The organism is Brevundimonas sp. TWP2-1 (genome assembly GCF_049897645.1).
Classification (GTDB): domain Bacteria; phylum Pseudomonadota; class Alphaproteobacteria; order Caulobacterales; family Caulobacteraceae; genus Brevundimonas.
On the sequence record NZ_JAFCWR010000002.1, the window covers coordinates 1,028,343 to 1,047,543 of the forward strand.

Annotated in this window: 23 protein-coding genes; 4 read left to right on the plus strand and 19 right to left on the minus strand. The window is 63.7% G+C overall.

The features are described 5' to 3' along the window. Window positions 1-28 precede the first annotated feature (28 nt). The 5 genes from ACP7BH_RS15425 to ACP7BH_RS15445 all read right to left on the minus strand — a co-directional run bounded on the left by ACP7BH_RS15425 (window position 29) and on the right by ACP7BH_RS15445 (window position 4,528). A complete protein-coding gene (locus tag ACP7BH_RS15425) occupies window positions 29-727 on the minus strand; it encodes a hypothetical protein (RefSeq protein ID WP_425986662.1) in 699 nt (232 codons plus the stop codon). A 50-nt stretch (window positions 728-777) separates the two neighbouring features. Further along, window positions 778-1,713, minus strand: coding sequence for a hypothetical protein (locus ACP7BH_RS15430; protein WP_425986664.1), 936 nt, complete (start codon window positions 1,711-1,713; stop codon window positions 778-780). 190 nt (window positions 1,714-1,903) lie between these two features. Further along, a complete protein-coding gene (locus tag ACP7BH_RS15435; protein WP_425986666.1) occupies window positions 1,904-3,427 on the minus strand; it encodes a hypothetical protein in 1,524 nt (507 codons plus the stop codon). Between the two features lie 111 nt (window positions 3,428-3,538). Continuing rightward, window positions 3,539-3,970: a hypothetical protein gene (locus tag ACP7BH_RS15440; RefSeq protein ID WP_425986668.1), complete on the minus strand. Its 432-nt coding sequence runs from the start codon at window positions 3,968-3,970 to the stop codon at window positions 3,539-3,541. Between the two features lie 33 nt (window positions 3,971-4,003). Further along, a complete protein-coding gene (locus ACP7BH_RS15445) occupies window positions 4,004-4,528 on the minus strand; it encodes a hypothetical protein (protein WP_425986669.1) in 525 nt (174 codons plus the stop codon). 48 nt (window positions 4,529-4,576) lie between these two features. Here ACP7BH_RS15445 and ACP7BH_RS15450 point away from each other — a divergent pair, with 48 nt between their 5' ends. Continuing rightward, complete coding sequence (locus ACP7BH_RS15450) at window positions 4,577-4,843, plus strand: DUF7662 domain-containing protein (protein ID WP_425986671.1); 267 nt, start codon at window positions 4,577-4,579, stop codon at window positions 4,841-4,843. On the opposite strand, the gene ACP7BH_RS15455 is transcribed toward ACP7BH_RS15450, so the two are convergent. From ACP7BH_RS15455 to ACP7BH_RS15505, 11 genes are all read right to left on the minus strand, one after another. Beyond that, a complete protein-coding gene (locus tag ACP7BH_RS15455) occupies window positions 4,840-5,244 on the minus strand; it encodes a helix-turn-helix transcriptional regulator (protein ID WP_425986673.1) in 405 nt (134 codons plus the stop codon). The two genes, ACP7BH_RS15450 and ACP7BH_RS15455, sit on opposite strands and share 4 nt — an antisense overlap. Then, window positions 5,232-5,438 (minus strand): hypothetical protein, encoded by a 207-nt coding sequence (locus tag ACP7BH_RS15460; protein WP_425986675.1) that lies wholly within the window; start codon window positions 5,436-5,438, stop codon window positions 5,232-5,234. Before ACP7BH_RS15460 ends, ACP7BH_RS15455 begins: the two co-directional genes overlap by 13 nt. Further along, entirely contained in the window at window positions 5,431-5,712 is a 282-nt protein-coding gene (locus tag ACP7BH_RS15465; protein WP_425986677.1) for a hypothetical protein, read from the minus strand. The genes ACP7BH_RS15460 and ACP7BH_RS15465 overlap by 8 nt, the downstream gene beginning before the upstream one ends. Further along, complete coding sequence (locus ACP7BH_RS15470; RefSeq protein ID WP_425986679.1) at window positions 5,709-6,299, minus strand: lytic transglycosylase domain-containing protein; 591 nt, start codon at window positions 6,297-6,299, stop codon at window positions 5,709-5,711. The genes ACP7BH_RS15465 and ACP7BH_RS15470 overlap by 4 nt, the downstream gene beginning before the upstream one ends. Before the next feature lie 8 nt (window positions 6,300-6,307). After that, on the minus strand, window positions 6,308-6,823 hold the full coding sequence (locus tag ACP7BH_RS15475) for a S26 family signal peptidase (RefSeq protein ID WP_425986681.1): 516 nt from the start codon (window positions 6,821-6,823) through the stop codon (window positions 6,308-6,310). Then, window positions 6,820-8,037, minus strand: a complete 1,218-nt coding sequence (locus ACP7BH_RS15480) for a TrbI/VirB10 family protein (RefSeq protein WP_425986683.1) — start codon at window positions 8,035-8,037, stop codon at window positions 6,820-6,822. Before ACP7BH_RS15480 ends, ACP7BH_RS15475 begins: the two co-directional genes overlap by 4 nt. Beyond that, complete coding sequence (locus ACP7BH_RS15485; RefSeq protein WP_425986685.1) at window positions 8,034-8,522, minus strand: hypothetical protein; 489 nt, start codon at window positions 8,520-8,522, stop codon at window positions 8,034-8,036. Before ACP7BH_RS15485 ends, ACP7BH_RS15480 begins: the two co-directional genes overlap by 4 nt. A 625-nt stretch (window positions 8,523-9,147) precedes the next feature. Beyond that, a complete protein-coding gene (locus tag ACP7BH_RS15490; protein ID WP_425986687.1) occupies window positions 9,148-9,468 on the minus strand; it encodes a hypothetical protein in 321 nt (106 codons plus the stop codon). Between the two features lie 592 nt (window positions 9,469-10,060). Then, window positions 10,061-10,918, minus strand: a complete 858-nt coding sequence (locus tag ACP7BH_RS15495; RefSeq protein WP_040349824.1) for an alpha/beta fold hydrolase — start codon at window positions 10,916-10,918, stop codon at window positions 10,061-10,063. A 118-nt stretch (window positions 10,919-11,036) separates the two neighbouring features. Next, complete coding sequence (locus ACP7BH_RS15500; RefSeq protein WP_425986689.1) at window positions 11,037-11,627, minus strand: TetR/AcrR family transcriptional regulator; 591 nt, start codon at window positions 11,625-11,627, stop codon at window positions 11,037-11,039. Window positions 11,628-11,743: 116 nt separating this feature from the next. Continuing rightward, a complete protein-coding gene (locus tag ACP7BH_RS15505) occupies window positions 11,744-12,934 on the minus strand; it encodes an acyl-CoA dehydrogenase family protein (protein ID WP_425986691.1) in 1,191 nt (396 codons plus the stop codon). Window positions 12,935-13,030: 96 nt separating this feature from the next. On the opposite strand from ACP7BH_RS15505, the gene ACP7BH_RS15510 reads away from it, so the two are divergent. Then, window positions 13,031-13,933 (plus strand): CoA transferase, encoded by a 903-nt coding sequence (locus tag ACP7BH_RS15510; protein WP_425986693.1) that lies wholly within the window; start codon window positions 13,031-13,033, stop codon window positions 13,931-13,933. Between the two features lie 1,097 nt (window positions 13,934-15,030). Here ACP7BH_RS15510 and ACP7BH_RS15515 read toward each other — a convergent pair. Beyond that, window positions 15,031-15,609 carry a hypothetical protein gene (locus ACP7BH_RS15515; protein ID WP_425986695.1) on the minus strand — a complete coding sequence of 193 codons (579 nt, stop codon included), beginning with the start codon at window positions 15,607-15,609 and terminating at the stop codon, window positions 15,031-15,033. Between the two features lie 17 nt (window positions 15,610-15,626). Beyond that, the gene (locus ACP7BH_RS15520) at window positions 15,627-16,829 is read right to left on the minus strand and encodes a patatin-like phospholipase family protein (RefSeq protein ID WP_425986698.1); all 1,203 of its coding nucleotides are present in this window, start codon (window positions 16,827-16,829) and stop codon (window positions 15,627-15,629) included. A gap of 87 nt (window positions 16,830-16,916) precedes the next feature. On the opposite strand from ACP7BH_RS15520, the gene ACP7BH_RS15525 reads away from it, so the two are divergent. Beyond that, window positions 16,917-17,591: a TetR/AcrR family transcriptional regulator gene (locus ACP7BH_RS15525; protein ID WP_372691464.1), complete on the plus strand. Its 675-nt coding sequence runs from the start codon at window positions 16,917-16,919 to the stop codon at window positions 17,589-17,591. A gap of 314 nt (window positions 17,592-17,905) precedes the next feature. Here ACP7BH_RS15525 and ACP7BH_RS15530 read toward each other — a convergent pair whose 3' ends face one another. Then, entirely contained in the window at window positions 17,906-18,571 is a 666-nt protein-coding gene (locus tag ACP7BH_RS15530; RefSeq protein ID WP_426043347.1) for a DUF4142 domain-containing protein, read from the minus strand. Between the two features lie 91 nt (window positions 18,572-18,662). Between ACP7BH_RS15530 and ACP7BH_RS15535 the strand changes: the two genes are divergently transcribed. Continuing rightward, entirely contained in the window at window positions 18,663-19,196 is a 534-nt protein-coding gene (locus ACP7BH_RS15535) for a hypothetical protein (protein ID WP_425986702.1), read from the plus strand. Window positions 19,197-19,201 lie beyond the last annotated feature (5 nt).

Genomic DNA, 19,201 nt, shown 5'->3' on the forward strand with positions numbered 1-19,201 from the left:
TGTCGCACGCTTCGCCGGCGCGATCTCGCTAGAGGTTGTAGACGGCCTTGAGCCGCGCGACGAGTTGCCCCGCGTCAGGCGGCGAGAGTTTCAGCGCCTTCGGATCAAAGGTTTTGTCCGCCTCGACCGCTTCGACAAAGGCCCGCAGATCGGCGGCAATCCCGTCCGGGACCGCCATGGTCATCGTCGGCCCTAACAGCTGAAGGAGCTTGAACACATCGTTGCGATGCTTGGTGACATTCCGGCTATCGACCTGCTGGCCGTCCGCCCGGTCGCGCGCCAGGTTGTTGTAGGCGAACGCCTTGAAGGGAATGAGGGTCTGGACGTCGATGACGGGGACGCCGTCCATCTCTGTCGTTCCGTCCTTGAGCAACGCGTAATAGGCGTCGTCGAGCAGCATGGCTGACAGGCTCTCGACCGTCCCGTCCAGCGGTATGGGCGTGAGGCGCGCGCCCTCCGGCACAGTGATGACATCGGGCAGCCGCGAGAACAGCTCGATCATCGCCGGATAGGTTTTGTCAGAGGGATGGGTGAACCGGAAGAAATTCCTCGCGCCATCGCTGCGTTCGCGGGTCTGGTAGCCGCCGGCGTCGATGAAGGCCCAGAAGGATCGGACGAACTCCGACTTCAGGGCCTCGAGACAGAGGACCAAGTCGAGGTCCTTGGTCGGTCGGAACGGCAGACCGGCGCCGGTCATGTGGATCTCGGCCGCCGCCCCGCCGATCAATGTGTACTGGTCCTCGAAGCCCGCGAAAGCCGCCTTGAACACATCAATACCTACGACCATCCGAAGGGCTCCATGAGGGTGTCGACGGCCTGATCGAGGCGTTCGTCATGACGGTCCTCCAGGCTCAGATACAGGGAGAGGCGATCCACGACGGGTCCGTGATGGCAAATCAGACGGGGATCGTAAGACCAGGTTTCGATGCGGATGGCTTCCGGGTCCCGATCGTCGGCCGGCTGAAGGTCGTGCTGGTAGACCAGCCCCTTCCACTGACGGGCGGATACTGCCCGGGTTTCATGAACGGGAGGACCGAGGAGGGTGTAATCCGACAAAGCGGATTCCCCGGCCAGCGGCAGCGCTTGGACCTCGGGAAACGGCCTGACCAGACGACGGGCACGGACGGGCGACTGAAGCAAATCACGGACCGCCCGCCAGAGGTCGTCGCCCTCCTGCTTGAAAGCGATGCGACGCGCCCGGCCGCGAACATCGATGCTGAGAATGCCGTGCCGCTGCAGTTCATCAACCACCCGCCCGGTGCTCATGGCGGAATATTGAAACCGCTCGGCCAGGGACTTGGGCGTCTGGCCATCGAGGTCCTCACGAAGTAACGAGGCCAGGACCACGACCTGGGCGGCCGGCGTCAACTGTTCCAAGGCCGGCCGGACCTCTGACCGGAAATATTCGCGCAGATCGGCGCCGAGCTCGGGTAGGAACAGCTGATTGCCGGGGACGATGAAGTTGACGCCCTGCTGGATAAGACGCTGGCGATTGGCCGAGCTCAGGGCGTCGGTCAGGAAGACAACCACGAACGCGTCCGATGTCGAGCGGGCGGTCTCGATATGTTTGGCGATTGTCGCCGGGGTTTCCGCGTCCTGGCCGGGCGTGGCGAGAATGAGCAGCTTTCGTCCGAACAGGCTCGTTTCGGCGAGACGATAGCGATCCGTCAGGAAAAACGGCAGGAGGCCGACGTCGGCGTCTTTGAACGTCAATCGGATGTCGAACAGCTGCGTGACGTAGGCCGCCGCATCGTCGAAAAGACGGCCCAGGCTCCCAAAAAATGTCGCGTTCGATAACATTGGACTGCACGATAACATTGGCAATGTTACCATTCAATCTAATGTTATTATTGTTGTCGTGGCGGCGTTTCAGCTACCGGCCCGCGCCTCCAATTCGCCAACGTCAGACTAGGGGCTCCATTGGAAGAAGGTCCGCATCACGTTCGAGGTCTTCGCGCCTGAGCCGACGCCCCTCCAGGAGCAGCCAGTCGAGTCGTTCCCGGAGTTGATCGTCAGAAAAGCCGGGAGCCCAGGCGAGCGGCGTCAGTTCGATGAGCGCCTCCTCCAGGCCCATCCGGAACTCACCCGTCAGGGTGGTTAGTTCGATGGTCAGGCTGATGCTCTGGGACCGATGCCGGTTGTAGTCTTCGATCAGCCCCAGATACTCATAGTTCTCATCTGCGCGCGCTCGCGCGGCAGGGATGTCGACGTCGTGTTTTCGGTTGGGCGCGATATCGGTCACGAGATCACGAAGATCGGAGATGCTCAGCGCATTCTCCGAATACGAGGCGTCGATCGATCGCAGGTCCGTCACGACCTGGCGGCAGTCCTGACAGATGTACACGACCCGATAGGATCGGAACGCCCCCATCCAGCTCTCATCCCCGACGCGCCAGAACAAGGCCTGGGGATCGCGCTCGGCCGTGAAAACCATGTGACGATGCAGGCGTCCCGTCCATTTGCCCTTTCCCGAAAGTCGGAGCGCCTCGCTCCGATCGCGCCGGCAGACCTCGCACCGCCAGTCCGGGACGACCCGCCGCCAGGGTGTCTCGACGCCTTGGGAGGTCCTGAAGGCCGCGAGGTCTTCGAGGCTCGGTCTTCGCGCGGCGGTCCGCTTGAGACGGGGCGAAATTCCAAAGCCGTCGTGACGAACCGAGCGCTCCGAAACGATGCCGGGTATCCGATAAAGGCTTTCTGCGTCTTGGCCCTGCTGCGATGCGAGGCGGGGCACGATCGACGTCAGGACGTGTGGGCTCCAGAACTGCGGTGGATTGCCCTGGATGCGATGGCCTCCCGCTTTCAGACGCCCCGCAAGGATGTCGAGAAAGGCGAGCCGGTCCGCAACGTCGCTCTCGACCTCGTTCCAGACGTCACGGACCGCCTCATCGTCGATCCCATGCATCCGGTTGGGCTTCACCTGGATGAAGCGCATGATCTCGCGGGGCGAGAAGCTGAAATAGCTGGGGATCAGGTCGCCGAGCCGGCCCTTGGCCTTCCCCTCGGCCGTATTGCAGTCGTTGCAGATCAGGGTGGTGAAGAACCGCATGGTGAGGTCTTTGCAGGCGTCGACGCCGCGCCGAAGGTCCCGGGCTTCCGGGGTCCGGTCCTCAATGTTCACGAGCGGGCGAAGCCTCTGTTTGGCGTGATCGCGCAGGTGGTCGTGATGCCATTCCAGCTGGCACAGAAGGACACCGTTATCGCTGACCCGCGCGATATCGGGCTTGCGGCGCTGACAGGCCTCACAGACCCAGTCACGCCGGACCTCGGCCCAGTTGCTGTTCAGATTGAGCTTCTGCGCGCCCAGGCTGAGCATCAGGGCCTTGGATTGCCGGCTCCAGGCGCCGTCTGCCTGGGGCAGCAGGGACTCAAGGTCCTCGTCGGAAACCGCTCTGAGGTCGGGCATGATGAGAGAGAAGGATGCGGTCATCGAGGAATCCGGATGTTCAAGACGAACTGCCTCGAGTGTGCGCCAGATTCGGACGTCCGCTCGCCTTCAACTCTGAGGTCACCAGTTCCGAAGCTCGCGGGTCTGGGGTCGTCAGGCGCGGCCGGCCGGCGCGCCGCCCGACTCCGCCAAGGGCAGGTCCATCGCGTAGCACCAGTAGATCAACAGGGCCGCGGTTAGCGCCTTGTCATCCAGTCCCGACGGAAAGGGTGTTCCTGCGCGCTCACCGGCCATTTCATTGATTTGGATCACTGAAAGCGCCTGCGTCAGGCGAGAGCCCAGCACCCGGCCCGCCTCCGGCGAAACCCGTTTCCAGCGCTTGAGGCGGACGCGATCCTGAATCGCCGCGTCAGCTGCGGGTTCCGATGCCGGGGCATAGGCGACGTCGCGCCACGGAGCGAAATACTGCGCTTCCGGCCAGAGCAGCCGAGACTGGTCGCCCCAAGGGATGACGACCGGCCTGCTTTGTTCCGGTCGCGAGATCCCGCTTTCGCAGAACGTCCTCAGAAGCTCGAACTTGTCCATACCGGTCTCACCAGGCCCTGAAGGACGACGCCGTCATCGCTGTCTGAGGTTCGGCGCCGGAAGGTCGTTGAGCTCACAAATCAGGGCCCGACAGCGATCGAATATGATCGCCGCGAGGTTCGGCGGATAGACGTGCTCGCTTCCGTGGGCGATCTCGTTGCGAATATGGACGAGCAACTGGTGATCGTCGCCCCACTGACTTTTCTGCGGCGGCGATAAAATGTTCCGATCAACCGCATAGCCCAGACGCCTTGCGAGGCCGGGCATCTTCTTGGCGTCAGCGCCCAGCCGAGTCTTCAGGGCGAACTCGAGACTGGCCAGGGCCTGACCGGCGGCGACCACCATCAGTTCGTAGTCGAGCCAGCCATAGATCAAGGCGTTCAGGGCGCGCGCATAAATCCTGGCCACGACGTCCGGTGCACCGGCAGGCAGATCCAGATCGGCGACCATGTCGTAGTGGTCGCGGAAGCTCAACGGGCGCAGGCCGTCGACCGGGTCGTCCGTCATCACGATCCGATATCGGGCGTCGGGCTCCAGGGCCTCTGCGTAGGTTTTCATTTGCGTCTGTCCCTTGGCAACGACGCCGCTGTCCGGCTTTGTAGGTCAATGGGCAAGTATGATCCGCTTCGGGACTATCTCCGCAAACTGAAGACCGATGAACTCGAACTCTCCTTCGCCGAGATGGAGCGAAAGATCGGCTATATGCTACCCAAGAGCGCGGGCCTGCCGCAGTGGTGGGCGAACACAACCGACCCGGCCACAACACACGTTCAACGCAAGGCCTGGGGTGCCGCCGGCTTCGACGCCTTCCTGATCGCCGGCGCCGACCGCGTCCGTTTCAAGCGGGTCCAATCGACCCGGTCCGCCTCCTAGCCTCCGAAGTCGAACGCAGCCTGGTTTTCGGAAACACCAGATTTCCGTTTCCGACGGCTCTTGACGGGCTGATCCGAGCCGCTCTCAGCCTCAGGCGCCGCTGACCTCGGCGGCTCTTCCAGGGTTCTCCTGACTGGCGGTCTAACCGGCGCCGGCCTCTCCACTATGGCCCGGGGCTCCGGCAGGCGCCTCGGCGTCCTCGCCCGTCGCCACGCCAGCAGCTCGCTCTGCCACCACCCGACCCGGTTTTGCGAGACCTGGACGCAGGCCGGGAAATCTCCGGTCTTCTGCATACGCCAGACCGTCGTCCGGCTCAGACCGCAGATCACCTTCACCTGCGACCAGGGGAGAATCCGGTCTTCCAACGCGTCGAACGGAGGCGGCTCGCTCACACTGTCCATGACACCGCCTCGTCCGCCCGGCGCTCCAGAACCTCGGCCAGCAAGCGGGCGTCCCGCGCCGCATCGACCGGATCTCGAACCTCCCAGGTGCGAAGAACGTCCTTCAAAGCGAAGCTGACCGCCGGGTCGACCAGCAGGTCCGCCACGCTGGGCGCCCACTCCGTTCTGAACCCTTCCAATCCCGCCTCAGGCATGACGCCGACCCCTGGCCGCGGGCGGGGCAGACGCGCGAAGGTCGCTGACCTGGTTCAAGGCCCAGGCGCGCAGCACGCCACGCGGATAGTAGGGTCTGTGCCGCACATGCAGACAGGGAGGCCCATTGCCTCCGGTGGACCACAGCCGGGCGAGCGTCTCCGGCTTCATGCGGATGCCGAATTGGATCAGGAAGGCGGACGCTTCCTTTCGGGTCAGCAGATCCTCATCGGCGGCGTCAGTCACCGCCGCCACCGGTTCTGTCGCGGGGATCATCGGCTGGGCTCCGGGGTCCGGCACTCCCGGGAATTGCGGGCGCCCCTCCCGGCCGAGAGCGCGAGGTAACAGTCAACGGCCGCGGCCACATAGGCTTGCGTCTCCGCTATGTTCGGTATGCGCCCGAGCCGGGCGACGCGATCCGGTCCCGAATTATATGCCGCGAACGCCAGCCGGACGTCGCCGAAGCGGAGCAGCTGCCGGGCCAGATAGTCCGCCCCGCCGTTGAGGTTCTCGATCGGATCGAAACGGTCTCTGACCGCGAGATCCGCCGCCGTTCCCGGCATCAACTGCGTCAGGCCGCCGGCCCCGACCGGAGACACGGCATCGACCCGGTATGCGGATTCCACGATCACCAGCGCATGAAGCATCTTGGGGTCAATCCCGTGGCGCTCGGCGGCGACGGCGATCGCGTCCATGAACGGCTGTGAAAGGGTCGGAAGTCGGGGCGTGAGGTCATCGACGCCCGCCACGTCCGACACAGGCTGCGCGGCGGGACGGCCGAACAGATCGCCGCCGGCGTTGCGCCAGTCGACCGTTTGAGCGGATGCGTTGCCCGCTGCGAGCGCCAGGGCCAGAGCGGCCAAAAAGGATCTCACCATGTCAAGGTCTCCCGAAACACCCCCTCCAGGTCTCGGGTCCGGACGGGGCCAAAATAGCGACTGTCGAAACTTCCCGGCGTGTCGCCGAGCAAGAAGAGCTCGTCCGGCGCGAGCCGACGGCAGCCGGTCCAGCCGGGCAGAGCCGCGCCGCGCCGATCACGATCTAGAACGTGAGCCACGCGGCCAGGCATTCGAACCGCAGTTCCCTGCCGGCAGACGGGATCGCCACCGACGGCCGCGACCCGTTTGATCAGAAGCACTTCCGCCGGCATCCCGAGTGCGCCCAGATAACGCCGGGCGATGGGGGGTTGGGGCAGAGCAACCATCGCCCCCCTCTCCGCCGCGCCGCCAGGCTGTCGCAGATAGAGGCCACGCGGGACGCTGGGGCTCTCGTTGACGAGGGCCAGGGCCGGCGTCTGATCGACGATCAGGGCGCCCACGGCCAGGAAGAAGGTGGTGACGCCGAGCACGGCCCAGCGATTTCCAGTATCGAGAGGTGTCCAGGTCATGGGCGGTACGGCTCCAGGATCAGGTCGCGGGTGATCATCACGCGAACCGGCGCGCCGGCGCGTAGACGGATCGACGGCCGGACCTCCAGCTCCCGGTCCACCAACCGGCCCCCGACCTGGGAGCCCTCGATCGCGGCGGCGTCGCCAGCGTCGCCGAGCAGGCCGCCCGATCCCTCGCCTTCGCCGTCACGGGCGACCTGGCCCAGGGTTGTGATGGCCCCGGCGAACAGGGTGCCAACCAGGAGCGGGAACAGCCGTCGATCGACCTGGCCTCGCACGCCGACCGCGCCCTGCGCGTCCACACCGGGCTCGCCGGTGAGGACGAGACTTTTGCCGTTGGGCAGGATCAGCCGGTCCCAGGTCAGGAAGGCGCGTCGGTCGCCATAGGCGCTCTCGCCCTCATGGCGGCCGATAAGCCGGGTCCCCTGGGGCAGGACGAGATGGCGGCCGCTGACGGTGTCATAGACATTCTGCGAGACCGTCGCGACGACCGGCCCGGCGCGCGCGGTGTCCACCCCGGTCAACAGGACCGCAGGAATTATCGCGCCAGCCTTCAGCTCATAGGGTGACAGCGGTGCCGTGAGTGTATGGCCATTATAGGTGGCGCCGATGTCCGCAGCGTCCGCACGAGCGCCGGCCGTCGCTGGACCCGCCCTGGCATGCGCGGCAGGACCAGCCCCGGTTGACGACCCCTCGAAGAACAAGCCCGATCGCGCCGCCTGTGCGCCCGGACTGGGCCCGGTCGCCCGGGTCGTCCGCGATGGCGCATAACCGGCGCTATACCGGGCCGGCGCGGGCGGTGGCGGCGGGACACCCGGCTCAGCCGTCTCGGGCTCGGCCCCATGGCGCGGCTCGGGCAGCCGGTCATAGGTCGCCGGCTGGTCGGTGACCGCTTCGGAGGGCCGAACGGAGCCCCGGGCCTGGTCCTCCCGGCCTTCGACGGCGCGGAGCCGGGCGCTGTCGCGCAATTCCGGCTGGACGACGAAGGCCCAGGCCAGGGAGCCGGAGACGAGTATCACGCCGCCGATCACAATCGTCTGGACGACAGACTTGCGCAGCCGGGTGACCGGCGGACGCCGCGCCCGCATTGACAGGCCAGGCGGCGGCGCCTTGGCCTTGCTGGCCAGGTCGGGTCTGACCTCAGGGTCGACGCCGGACCCTGCCGAAGAAGCAACATCGTCGGGATCGTGGGGGGTATCCTGGAAAGCGGTCATCGGGCGGCTCCCTGGAGACGGCGGATACGAACGATCTGGGGGCGTCGATCGCCGAGCCTGAGCTCGGCGCGATCGAAGACGCGATCGACGATGAACAGACCTAACTGCTCTCTCGGGAGATGGGCCATGGCGGTCCGAACATAGGCCAGGAGAGCGGTCCAGGACGCGATGGCCGGCCGACGACCGGCCTCGATCCGGGTCAGCCGGACGGCCAGCTCGCGCAGAATCTTCAGCTCCCCGAAAACGGCGGGCCCGGCATGAACCGTCCGAATTAGTTCCGACAGGTCCGCTGCGAGAACGGCGCCCAGACTGCCGAAGTGGGTGAGCAGGTCACACGCCAGGCGGTCCGGATCGTCGGCTGACCGGCCCAGCATCAGGCTCAGCAGGGCGCGATCGTCCAGGGTCTCACAAGCGAGCATCGGGTTCGGCGGGGTCGGGCGCGCAGCGTCGCAACGGTCGCGAGCCGGGCTGGGATTCAGGGTCATGGCGGTGTCCTTTGCCGCTCCACCACGGAGCGCCCGCCACCGGCCTTCCTTTCCCCTCCGCCGGGGTTGTCGCCGCCGTGGCGAGACGGCATGGCTGGACCGTTGAAATGGCTTATGATCGCCTCAGCCCTGCTGCTGTACCCGGCGCTTGCACACGCCGATCCGTGCTAAGGTCGGCTGCCCGATCGCGCGGGACAGACCTTCTCCGGCGTCGTCCGCTATGTCGGCGACGGCGACAGCCTGTGTGTGGGTCCCGGCACCGATCCGGCGACCTGGATCGAGGTCAGGCTCTCGGACTTCGATGCGCCAGAACTGCACAGTCCGACGGGCCGTGCCGCTCGCGTGCGTCTGTCAAGTCTCGCCCGAGGTCGCGTTCTGAGTTGCGTTGCTGTGCGCGGGAGGAGCGGCCGGGTCATCGTCCATGATCGGGTCATCGGAGCGTTTCACCTGGAAGGTCTTAGCGTTGGCGACCTCCTGCGTATGGCGGGAGGCCGCGAGGGTGGGAACTAGCCGCCTCGTGCCTGACCCTTCGAGAAGGGGCTTTGTTTCGGGGCAACAGGTGCCCGCGGTCGTCCCCGGATGCGTACGATCGCGAGATCGTCGAGATTGTTCATCGTTGATCGTCTCAGTTATGAACCATGATCCGCTGACAAGAGCCTCCGGCCTGGCTGGACGGCAAATCCCGAGCAAGCAACCAGATCAGCGTTTCAGCAATTGCGTTTACGAGCAGCTCATCCTCGTCCGCGGTCAACAGGCGCCCGCCGACTTCGTTGAACAGTGCGGCATCTGCGGCCAGGGCGCGGATCAGTTTCTGTCGAAGACCAGGCTGTTCTCCAGGATCGTGCGAGGCGGCGCTTGAATCGCTTTCGATCAGCCCGGCCTGGGATTTCAACGACGTATTGAGCTCAACGCCCGCCTCCAGGACTTTGATGGCGGCTAGGGCCAAGCCGTGGTCCTGGAGCGATCTCAGGGTGCGCCTGACGTCGGTCGTGAGACGAGCGTACGTCTTGACGCCAGTCCGAACGGCCGACTCGTGTTCCGCGTTCAGGAAAATGTTCGATGGTTGCGCCAACCAATCGTCCTCCAGCTCTAGGTTGCCATCGCCACCCCAGCAGTCAATTCGTCTAACCAATCTATTTTGGAGTCGGCAGCTAAGGTCAAATGATAGGACAAGCAGCTAGAGAGCGATAAGCTTCGAAAGCGCGACCCGCGCAGCGCGAGCTCGATCGGCCCCTGAACTTGGATTCCGAACCTGCCCCCCGCTGACGCAGCGATCTGGTGCAAGGATGGGTGACCGTCGCCCCTCCGGCAGCTCGACCGTTAAGGCTCAGGTGTCGGCGACGCAGAGGGGGACCCCGTCGCTCAAATTCTACGGTCCCTATGTTCGCGGCATGCTGTGCGAGGCGAGCATATCTTGTAGGCGCGGGGAGGGGCCGTTGCGGCGCGTCCCCGGTCACAAACGCCGCCCGCTCGGTTTGATCGTGGAGAGAGACGTCAGCACGACGAACCCCAGCATGGCATCAGGCATTTGCGTCGGATTACTGAGGGTCTATGCGCTCCAGGAATTCAACCACAGCACTGAGAAAGGCGTCGTTGCGATCACCCGCCACCATGTGTGAAGCCCCGGCGACATCGGTGAACTGTGCGTTCGGAAGCTGGTCGACGAAGGATTCCGCCGCTTCTAAGGATACCAGCTCACTGAGGCGACCGCGGATAAGATGGACCGGCAGTTTCAACCCAGGCAGCCGAGCCCGGAATGCCTCCGCGTCATGCAAGGACTTCCCGCTCTGCATACCGGCGACGACGCCGGGATCCCAATGCCAGCGGTATCGGCCGTCGGCGCCCTTCCTGAGGTTCTTGGCCAACCCGGATTGATCTGAAGGTCTCGGGCGGTGGGGCAGATAGGCAGCAATAATGTCGGCCGCTTCGTCAAGGCTTCCGAAACCTTCCGTTACATTGGCGCTCATGAACTCGATCACCCTGGCGGCTCCGTCCAGGTCCATGCCGGGAACGATATCCACCAATGTGATCGAGTTGAAACTTCCAGGCGCGAGTTCCGCCTCCGCGTACAGTCCGGCGAGACCGCCCAGCGACGCCCCGATCAAGGCCGGACGGTCACCCATCGTCTTCGCAACCTCCACAAGGTCGGCCGCGAACCGCTCGATCGCGTAGCTGCCCGTCGTCGACCAAGCACTGTCGCCGTGGCCGCGAAGATCGAGCGCCACCACTTGCCAACCTCGATCCGCAAGCACCGTCGCCGTCTTGGCCCAGGAATGTCGGGTCTGGCCCCCGCCGTGCGCCATCAGGATCGATCCGCGTCCGGGCCGACCATAGCGGTCGGCCGCCAAATCTAGACCGTCGGTGGTCCTGAACGCTGCTCTGGCCGGTTCTTTCATTCGGAAGTCTCAATCTTTGGTTCGGAGTTTCGCTTCGTTTCTGAACCGGCCGCAGGATCAGCCCAGGCGTTGGAAACCGGCGGAACTTTGCACCACCCCCTCGAATCGCCGGTTTCGATCACGCCCCTGGCCCATCCCCTAGGGGGGAAACCTTGGGTTCCAAGGCATTCACCCACTGGTTCAAATAGGCTTCGAACAACGCTTTCGACGCTCCCAAATGAACGTCAGCGTGCATGCCTCGCATCAACCATTGGCTCAACATGAATGTCCGACCGACAGACAACTCACCGGCGGGGCCGCCAAACCCGGCGGAATCAGCGGGATGAAAATCCTGCACCATCCGATAGAAGCCTGTCCAAAGACGGGTGAGGATTTCCGCGAGTTCCGGAGCCCTGCGGCTGGCGTGGCTGAGTTCCGCCAAAACAACGCCTTCGCGCGCGAGGAAGATGTCTTTCCAGAGCGCCAGTGAAAACTGCCTGATCGGATCAGGGTCTCTCTGAACTCGCTTCCAGATCTCAAGCATCTTCTGGGACACGTCAGCGACGAGAGACGCCGTCGCAGCCTCGACCAGGGCGGCTTTCGATGTGAAGTGATGCAAGGGAGCCCCGCGCGAGACCCCTGCCACGGCCACGACCCGGCCGATCGTTAGTTCGCCATAGCCATGCTCGTGAAGCGTCTCGAGCGTCGCCTCGATCAGCCGCCGTTTCATCGCGGCGGATCGCTCGGTCTGGGTTCGGGGGTGAGGTCGACCGTCATGTGCGAGATGTGTCATGGCCTCTCACGTTTCGGCTGGATTGCACAAGGAACCAAAGGTCACGGGCCAGACTAGAGTGCCCGGGAGATCAGCTCTCGCATGATGTCATTGGTGCCCCCGTAGATCTGGTGGGCGCGGTTGTCGACGAACGCCCGCGACACAGGATACTCCCACATGAACCCGTAACCGCCATGCATCTGAACACACTGGTCTATGACGCGGCTACACATCTCTGACACCCACATCTTGGCCGCCGCAGCCGCCATCGGCGTCAGGGTCCCGGCGATCTCCGCCTTAAGACATTCGTCTACGAAGGTGCGGCCGACGCCGAGTTCGGTCTGCATGTCCGCCATTCGGTGGCGCATGGTCTGGAAGGCGGCGACCGGACGCCCAAAGGCGGTACGGGACTTCACATAGTCGCGAGCGATGTCGAAGGCGGCTTCTGCGCTCGCCTGCGCCTGGATTGCGATCATCAGGCGCTCCCAGGCGAGTTGCTGCATCAGCATCAGGAAGCCGGCGCCTTCGCTGCCCAGCAGGTTCTCCTTGGGAACCCGGACATCCTCGAAGAAAAGTTCAGCCGTGTCCTGGGCTCGCATACCCATCTTTTTGAGCGGTTTTCCCTTGGTGAACCCAGGCGTACCCGCTTCCACGAGCATCAAACTGGTGTCCGCGCTCCCCTTGCCGGTTTCTCCGGTCTTGGCGACGACGATCACGAGGTCAGCGAGAAATCCGTTGGTGATGAAGATCTTTGATCCATTGAGGACGTAGTGGTCGCCGGCGTCGCGGGCTCGGGTCCGAATATTTTGGAGGTCCGATCCCGTTCCGGGTTCGGTCATGGCAATCGCGCCGATGAGCTCTCCAGACGCCATTCTGGGCAGATACCTCTCCTTTTGGGCCTGGCTGCCATAGTGCATAAGGTACGGCGCGACGATTTCGGAGTGGAGCGAAAAGCCTGGCCCGCTGGCGCCCACGCGCGCCTGCTCCTCCATAACTATAGTCGCGAAAAGGCGGTCCGCGCCGAGCCCTCCGAAGGCCTCAGGCATCGTCACACACAGCATCCCGGCCGCACCCGCCTTGTTCCATAGGTCTCGGTCGACATGCCCCTGAGCCTCCCAGGCTTCCCAGTGCGGGTAGACCTCAGCCTCGAAAAAGTTTCGCACGCCCCGGCGGTAGTCGTCGTGTTCCGACCCGAAGACGGTGCGATTGAGCAGGGGAGTGGTCTCCGGCGGAGCCATGAAGATCGGCCTAGCGTCCTTGGACATCGTCATCGCTCCGCATACCAAGCGTCACGTGCCTGGGAAAAGTTACATGTTGGACGTACAGTATGTTGTCTGGCATGATCAGCCTGTCAAGGTGAGATGACGGTCTTCGACCGCAGCGGTTTCGATAACGATTTGGAGTCCAGCCCGATGAATCCGGCTTCGACCTATGACAGGCATCGCCCATTGGCAGGATTCAACGTCATCTCCCTGGCGCAGAATCTGCCCGGGCCGGTCGCGTTGTCGATGCTCGTCGCGGACGGCGTGACTGCGACGAAGATAGAACCGCCTTCGGGCGATCTGCTTCACCTTGCATGCCCTCCCTGGTACGAAGACCTGCATAGGGGAGTCGAGGTCTACGCCCTGGATTTGCGTGAACCGTCACAAATGGCCTCGCTCCGCACCATACTGGCGCAGTCAGACCTGCTCATCACCAGCCAGAGACCCTCTGCCCTGTCGCGCCTGGGAATTACAGCGCCGTCGCTGATGGAGATCAACAGCCGGCTTTGCTGGGTCGAGATTGTGGGCGACACCCGGGCGCCGGAAGTGCCGGGTCATGATCTGACCTACCAGATGGACGCAGGCCTGGTCGCTCCCCCGTCGATGCCTCTTACCCTTGTCGCTGATCTCGGGGGGGCAGCGGAAGCGGCGCGCGCTGGGTTGGCGCTGCTGCTCGGTCGGGAACGTGGATCGCAGGGTCGCCATCGCACCGTCGGCCTGAAGCAGGCCGCACTCGCGTTCGCAGCGCCGGTCGGCTATGGCCTGACCCGGAGCGGGGGAGCCTTATCGGGTGCGTTTCCGGGCTACGGAATCCACCCATTGAAAAATGGCTGGGCGGCGGTTGCAGCGATCGAGCCCAAATTCGCCGCTCGCTTGATGGAGATCACCGCGGGGGATCCGGAAGGATTTTTATCAGATCTGTCGGTGTCCGAAGTCGATGAGATAGCCAAGATCAACGACCTGCCGATCAGCACAGTGTTCGGTTCTGAAGAGACTTCCTAGCTCGGGATTGACGGGCATAAGAGTATGAGGCCGGCTCGAAAATGACGGGCGGCCCGCACAAACTCACCACAGAAACGATCGAGCATTACAGCACTGAGGCCCGTTTCGGCAAAGGCGTTCAATAGTCCCCTTGCCGTCACATCGCGCTCTGCGATGTTGGACCACATCGCCTCGCGGCCTCCCGAGGTCCGGCCATCCATCACTCGCCCGTCGACGTCGTGGACACGCCCTGGGTCCAGCAGGCTGGTCGGAATGGAGAGACGCGATGTGTCGCGCGACGACCTCGGCTTGGCCAGCTGTGCGAAAGGATAATGGCTTCAAACGCACGGATACCAAAACCTTCCCACGTCCGCCTTCCGGCGTTGATGAGTTTGTCGACGAGATCCACGCCCGTGGGGACAGTCCTAGGCTCCGGTCCTGTCGCTCGGACCTGCCCTGAAGCAGTCAGCCGCGGGATGGTTCGCTTGGGCGTCGCGCCTGTCTGTGATTGACCCGCTCTCGGTCGCTCTTCCCTAGCTACAGGACCCGCGGCTGCAGACCGGCTTGACGACTATCGCGGCGATCAAATCCCGATTTCGCCTACAGCTCGGTCATCTGAGTGACGATCCGGCGTGAACTCGTGGGGATTTGGAGGCCATCAGGCGCCCAGGCTCGTAATATACGGTCGAAGCCTAGCGAATAATGGAACGCTTTGGTACCAGCGACGTTTTCAGGACGTTCAGAAGTGGACATCCTTCCTTCCAAGCCGGCACGGTCTATGACCGTGCCGGTCCTTCCCGGCGATGACAGACGAGCACAGGGCTCCAGACACTTAAGCCATGTTCGCTGCGGCCGGAATCTTGAAGAAGGCCGTCAGTTGCTCGGCACCACGGTCGTTATTCAATCGATGTGGCCGGTTAGCATCGTCGCTACCAGAACGTCCGACTAGGAAGCCCAGGAAGTTCAGAGCCCGGCGCTGCGACTTGCATTATGAAGTCGCCGGATTGCCCCACGCTTTGGGACAGCACTCTTCGGCCGCTGCCTTGCTGCACGATCATCCGAGGCTTGAGCAGGCTGGGGTTCTTTCCTTTGGGGGCCGAGCCGACCGGGATCGCGCTCTAAGGAAATCGGTACGTCATGACCAGACCTGCGGTATCGATACCCTGGTTGCGCCCGTCGCCCAGGATTTGTCCGTGCGAAAGATGGACCCACTGGAGACCGATCCTCGTGTCTTCCGAGGCCTTCCAATCAAGGCTGAGGGCGGATCGGAAGAGATCCCGTGAGCCCAGCAGAAGCCGTGATTGCGCCTCGACAGGATTGATCGTGTCCACGACCCCGTCATGCAACGCATAACCGAACTGGATCTCGCCGCTGAACCGCTCGGACAGGTCGCGACGCCACGCCAGGCCGACCGCCGCGAAATTCGTGTCGCCGTCGCTGTTCACCGAGCCGCTCACATAGACCCTTGGACGGCCGACAGTCGCCAGGGCCGCGATGGGCCGGCTCAACAGCGCCACTTCGAGGTTGAGGCCGCTTTCGCGATCGCCCGCGCCCAGATGGAGGACGTCGTGCTGCATGACGGCGACGCGGATCTGCCGACCGTCGTCTTGGGCATTGGCGACGCCGGCAAGGGACTGAAAAGACAGGCCGATGGCCGCCGCTGAGATCAGCGGACGGAGATTTTTACTAGAGGGCATCGAATGTCTCGTTGGCGTCAGGGGTTCTGAGGACCGGGTTGCCCGCCGGATCCGCCACCCGGTGGGGAGGGAGGCTCCACCAGGCCGACATTCAATGGCGCCCAGCCATCGCCGGCCGCTGCGCGACGACGGCCCTCCTCGAAGAGCGCCGTCATCGAATCCTGGTCGAAATCGAGCACGGAAGCGTCGACCTCTGGCGGAATCGCCGCCACGTTCACGCGCATTCCGTTGCGGCGAGCGAACGCGCCCTGGGCCGCAAGACTAGTTCGCAGAAGAGACTGGGTCATGCTCTGGTAAGACCGGACGAAGACGGACGGCAGACTGCCCTTGGTCTGACGATAGTCCTGCCCGAGCTTTCCGTTTATGATGACGTAGAGTTCGCTGCCGCTCCAGCCGGGAAGGGCTTCGCCACTCAGGATCATCCCTTCCGGAACGCCGAGAAACGGGGTGTTGACCCCGCCATCGACATGCATCTCCTGCCGAACGGTCCCGGCCTCGGTCACTCCGGCGATCAAGACCGGGGGGAAGACGCCCGGAATACTGGCCGATGCGAGAAGCACCTGACGGAACAACCGCAGGGCGTTTTCATCGCCGCCCTCGGCCAGAAGGCCCATGTCCCAGATAACCGTCTCGCCGGAATCGAGGTTCGTCGTGGCGACAAAGAGCCTCCTCCCCTTTTTGTTTTCCAGGGCGATTTGCGCCAGCAAAGCCGGCGTTACGTGCTCTTCGACAAGCGCTTCAAGCGTTCGCGGACTGAAGAGACCTGGCGACAGAAAAGCAGCGAAGCTGCGCCAGCTTAAGAGACCCTCGGTCTGTCCTTCGGAATAGGCTGCCGCGAGTTCATCGTCCCAGTCAGGACCGAGGAAGGCGTAGGGCGCTGCCAGGGCTCCTGTGCTCACGCCTGTGACGATATCGAAGTCCGGGCGATCGCCGTGCTGAGTCCACCCGGCCACGATGCCGGCCCCATAGGCACCGTTTGCCCCCCCTCCAGACAAGGCGAGAATCGACCGGCGGCGGTCACTGCCGGCGAGCCGATTGCGAAAATCCTCTGCAATCCGCTCCAGCCGGCCTTGATCGCTCGGTGCGATCCTGGGGTCCTGGGTCGCGACGAGGCCCCGCTCCAACTCGTGGAGCGACATCTCGGGCGCGCGATCCACCGTCGCACACGCACTGAAGGCCAGGCCGCAGGCTGCGATCAGCGCGATACGAACTCTTTGCATAAGTACTTTCTAGCGATGAGGGTAATACGCCGTAGCGTTACCCCGCAGGAACTCGCCCGTGCGTGTTGAGTTCCCTACAGTGTGCGAATGACCTCTGATCTCTCACATTTTGACGAGCCGACGGAGCGTGATCCGAAAATTGGTCGTCCGAGCCTTCGAGAAGCCGACATCATCGACGTCGATCTGCTGGCCACCACCTGGCGACTCTTTGTAGATCAAGGTTATTCGAGAACCACAATCGAGGCGGTCGCGCGCCACGCGCGCATGAGCAAGCGCACGATCTATCAAAGATACAGTTCCAAGGATCAGCTCGTGGAAGCGGCGATCCGCGATGCTCTGGAGCGCTGGAGAAGCCACGTCCGGGCATCTCTGACGAATACGACGTCCCGCTCCGAGGACTGGCTGGGAGAGTTCGTTCGCCGCTGCCTTGAGATCCTGGTCTCGCCGGAAGGAAGCGCCCTCATGGGCTTTCTGCTCACGGAAGACGAGACCTTCCGCACCATCAGAGAAACTGTGTCGGCTTCAGTTCGCCAAAGCGTCGATGTTTTCTCGGTGCTTCTGGCGCAGCGGACGCCGGGCCTATCCGAGAAAATGGCCGAGGACCTCTCTCTGGCGGTTCTCGACCTGCTGATCGGTTTCGCGACCCGTCTCAACGCTCTGCAGCCTCATGAAGCCATGGATGAAATTCGCACGCGAGGGTCGCGCTTCACGGCGGTTATTCGCACCCTGGTGGATAGGCAATGCGCACAAACCCCAGCTTAAAGCGACGGTCGACCGACGACGTCGGCATGCCGAGCGTCACGGAGTCTCCGACAGTCCGCGTCCGCAAGACTTGCTCAAGCGCGAACCCGGCTTCGGCTCCACGCCGGCATCACGCGCTTTCGACGGGGTTAAAGCGCCTCGTGGAAAATCAAGATCGGGGCCCGGGCGCCGATAAAGACAATCGCTGTGCCGGAAGACCGTTGCGGTACAGTCGCAGCCCAAGGTTAACCGGCTTTATGGCGACCAAAACACCAATGACAGATGGAGACGTCCGGACCGTGCGTCGGGCCCTTTCCGCCCGATCTTTGAGGTCTTCAGGAGTCCAGGGGCGGCAGCTTGTCACCCCCGAGCCGGCGGACTTCATCCAGATGGTTCTGGGCCGACAGGCTGGCGGCCTGGGCATGAGCCTTTAGGCGTGGATCGTCGGTGTGAAGAGAAAAGGTGGTATGCAGCAGAGAAGAGTCGAGCAGTACGGTGATCTGCTGCGCCAACCACAGGCGATCCCGCTCCTGCGGAGCGGCGGCTTCGAGATCGGCGACATAGGCGGCATGTCTGGCCGAGAGGCGGGTGGGGGCCGCTGTCCCGCCGACATCCGCGAGCAGGTTTGACTGGGTCGCCAGCAGCTGGACATGTTGCGCCTCCAGGCTGTTGGCCAAAGCCTTCATCTCGGGGTCCGCGGATCGGGCCTTGATCGCCCTTGCCGCTGCGACAAGATACAGGTCGTCATAGCAGGCGGCGACAAGGTATCCCTCAGGCGTATTGACGTCGTTGATCTCCGGGGCTCCGCTGGCCGCCATTGGCGTCTCAAGCGCAACAGCGTCGACCGGTTCCGGATCCTCACTTTGTGGTCCGCAGGCCGCGACGGCCAGCATCGCGCAAGCCATCAGGATCGTGATTTTCCACACAGGGAAACTCCCACAAAGCGCCTTCAAGACAAAGGCCAAAATGGAACGACCGGGTACCCTAAAGAGTTTCGTCAATGCCCCCGTTTGGGCGTCCTTCCAATTCGCAGCGCGGTCTTTGGCCGCGCTGCGTCGTTCTTCCGCTCAAGCCGTCTGATTTAGGATCGTCATGCTGCGAAAATACACAGCGCTCCTCCTGCTCGTCGCCCCGCTGGCCGCATGCAATGCAGGCATGTCCATTGACAGGGGGACACAGACGTTCAAGGCGGGGGTCGGCGACGCCGCAGCGACCCCGCTCGAAGATCTGAATGTGCGCCGCGACGCGATTCCCGCCGTTCTGACCGAAGCAGTCGCCCATCCCTATGAGCTTGCAGGCCTCAGCGGGTGCAGACTGATATCGGCCGAGGTCTCACGCCTGGACGAGGCGCTGGGACCCGATCTTGACGATCCTGAACGGGAGAGCGTCGAACGAACGGAAGACATCGCCGCCGGCGCCGCGCTGGACGTCGTTCGAGACACGGTGACGGACTTCATTCCCATGCGCAGCTGGGTCCGCCGTCTGTCCGGCGCGGAACAGCACAGCCGCCGGGTTCAGCAATCAATTCAGGCGGGGTTGGTGCGCCGATCGTTCCTCAAGGGCGTCGGCTTGCAAAGAAGCTGCCGTCCGCCCGCCGCGCCGCTAGGCGTTCGCCCCCTGCGCTAGGTTCG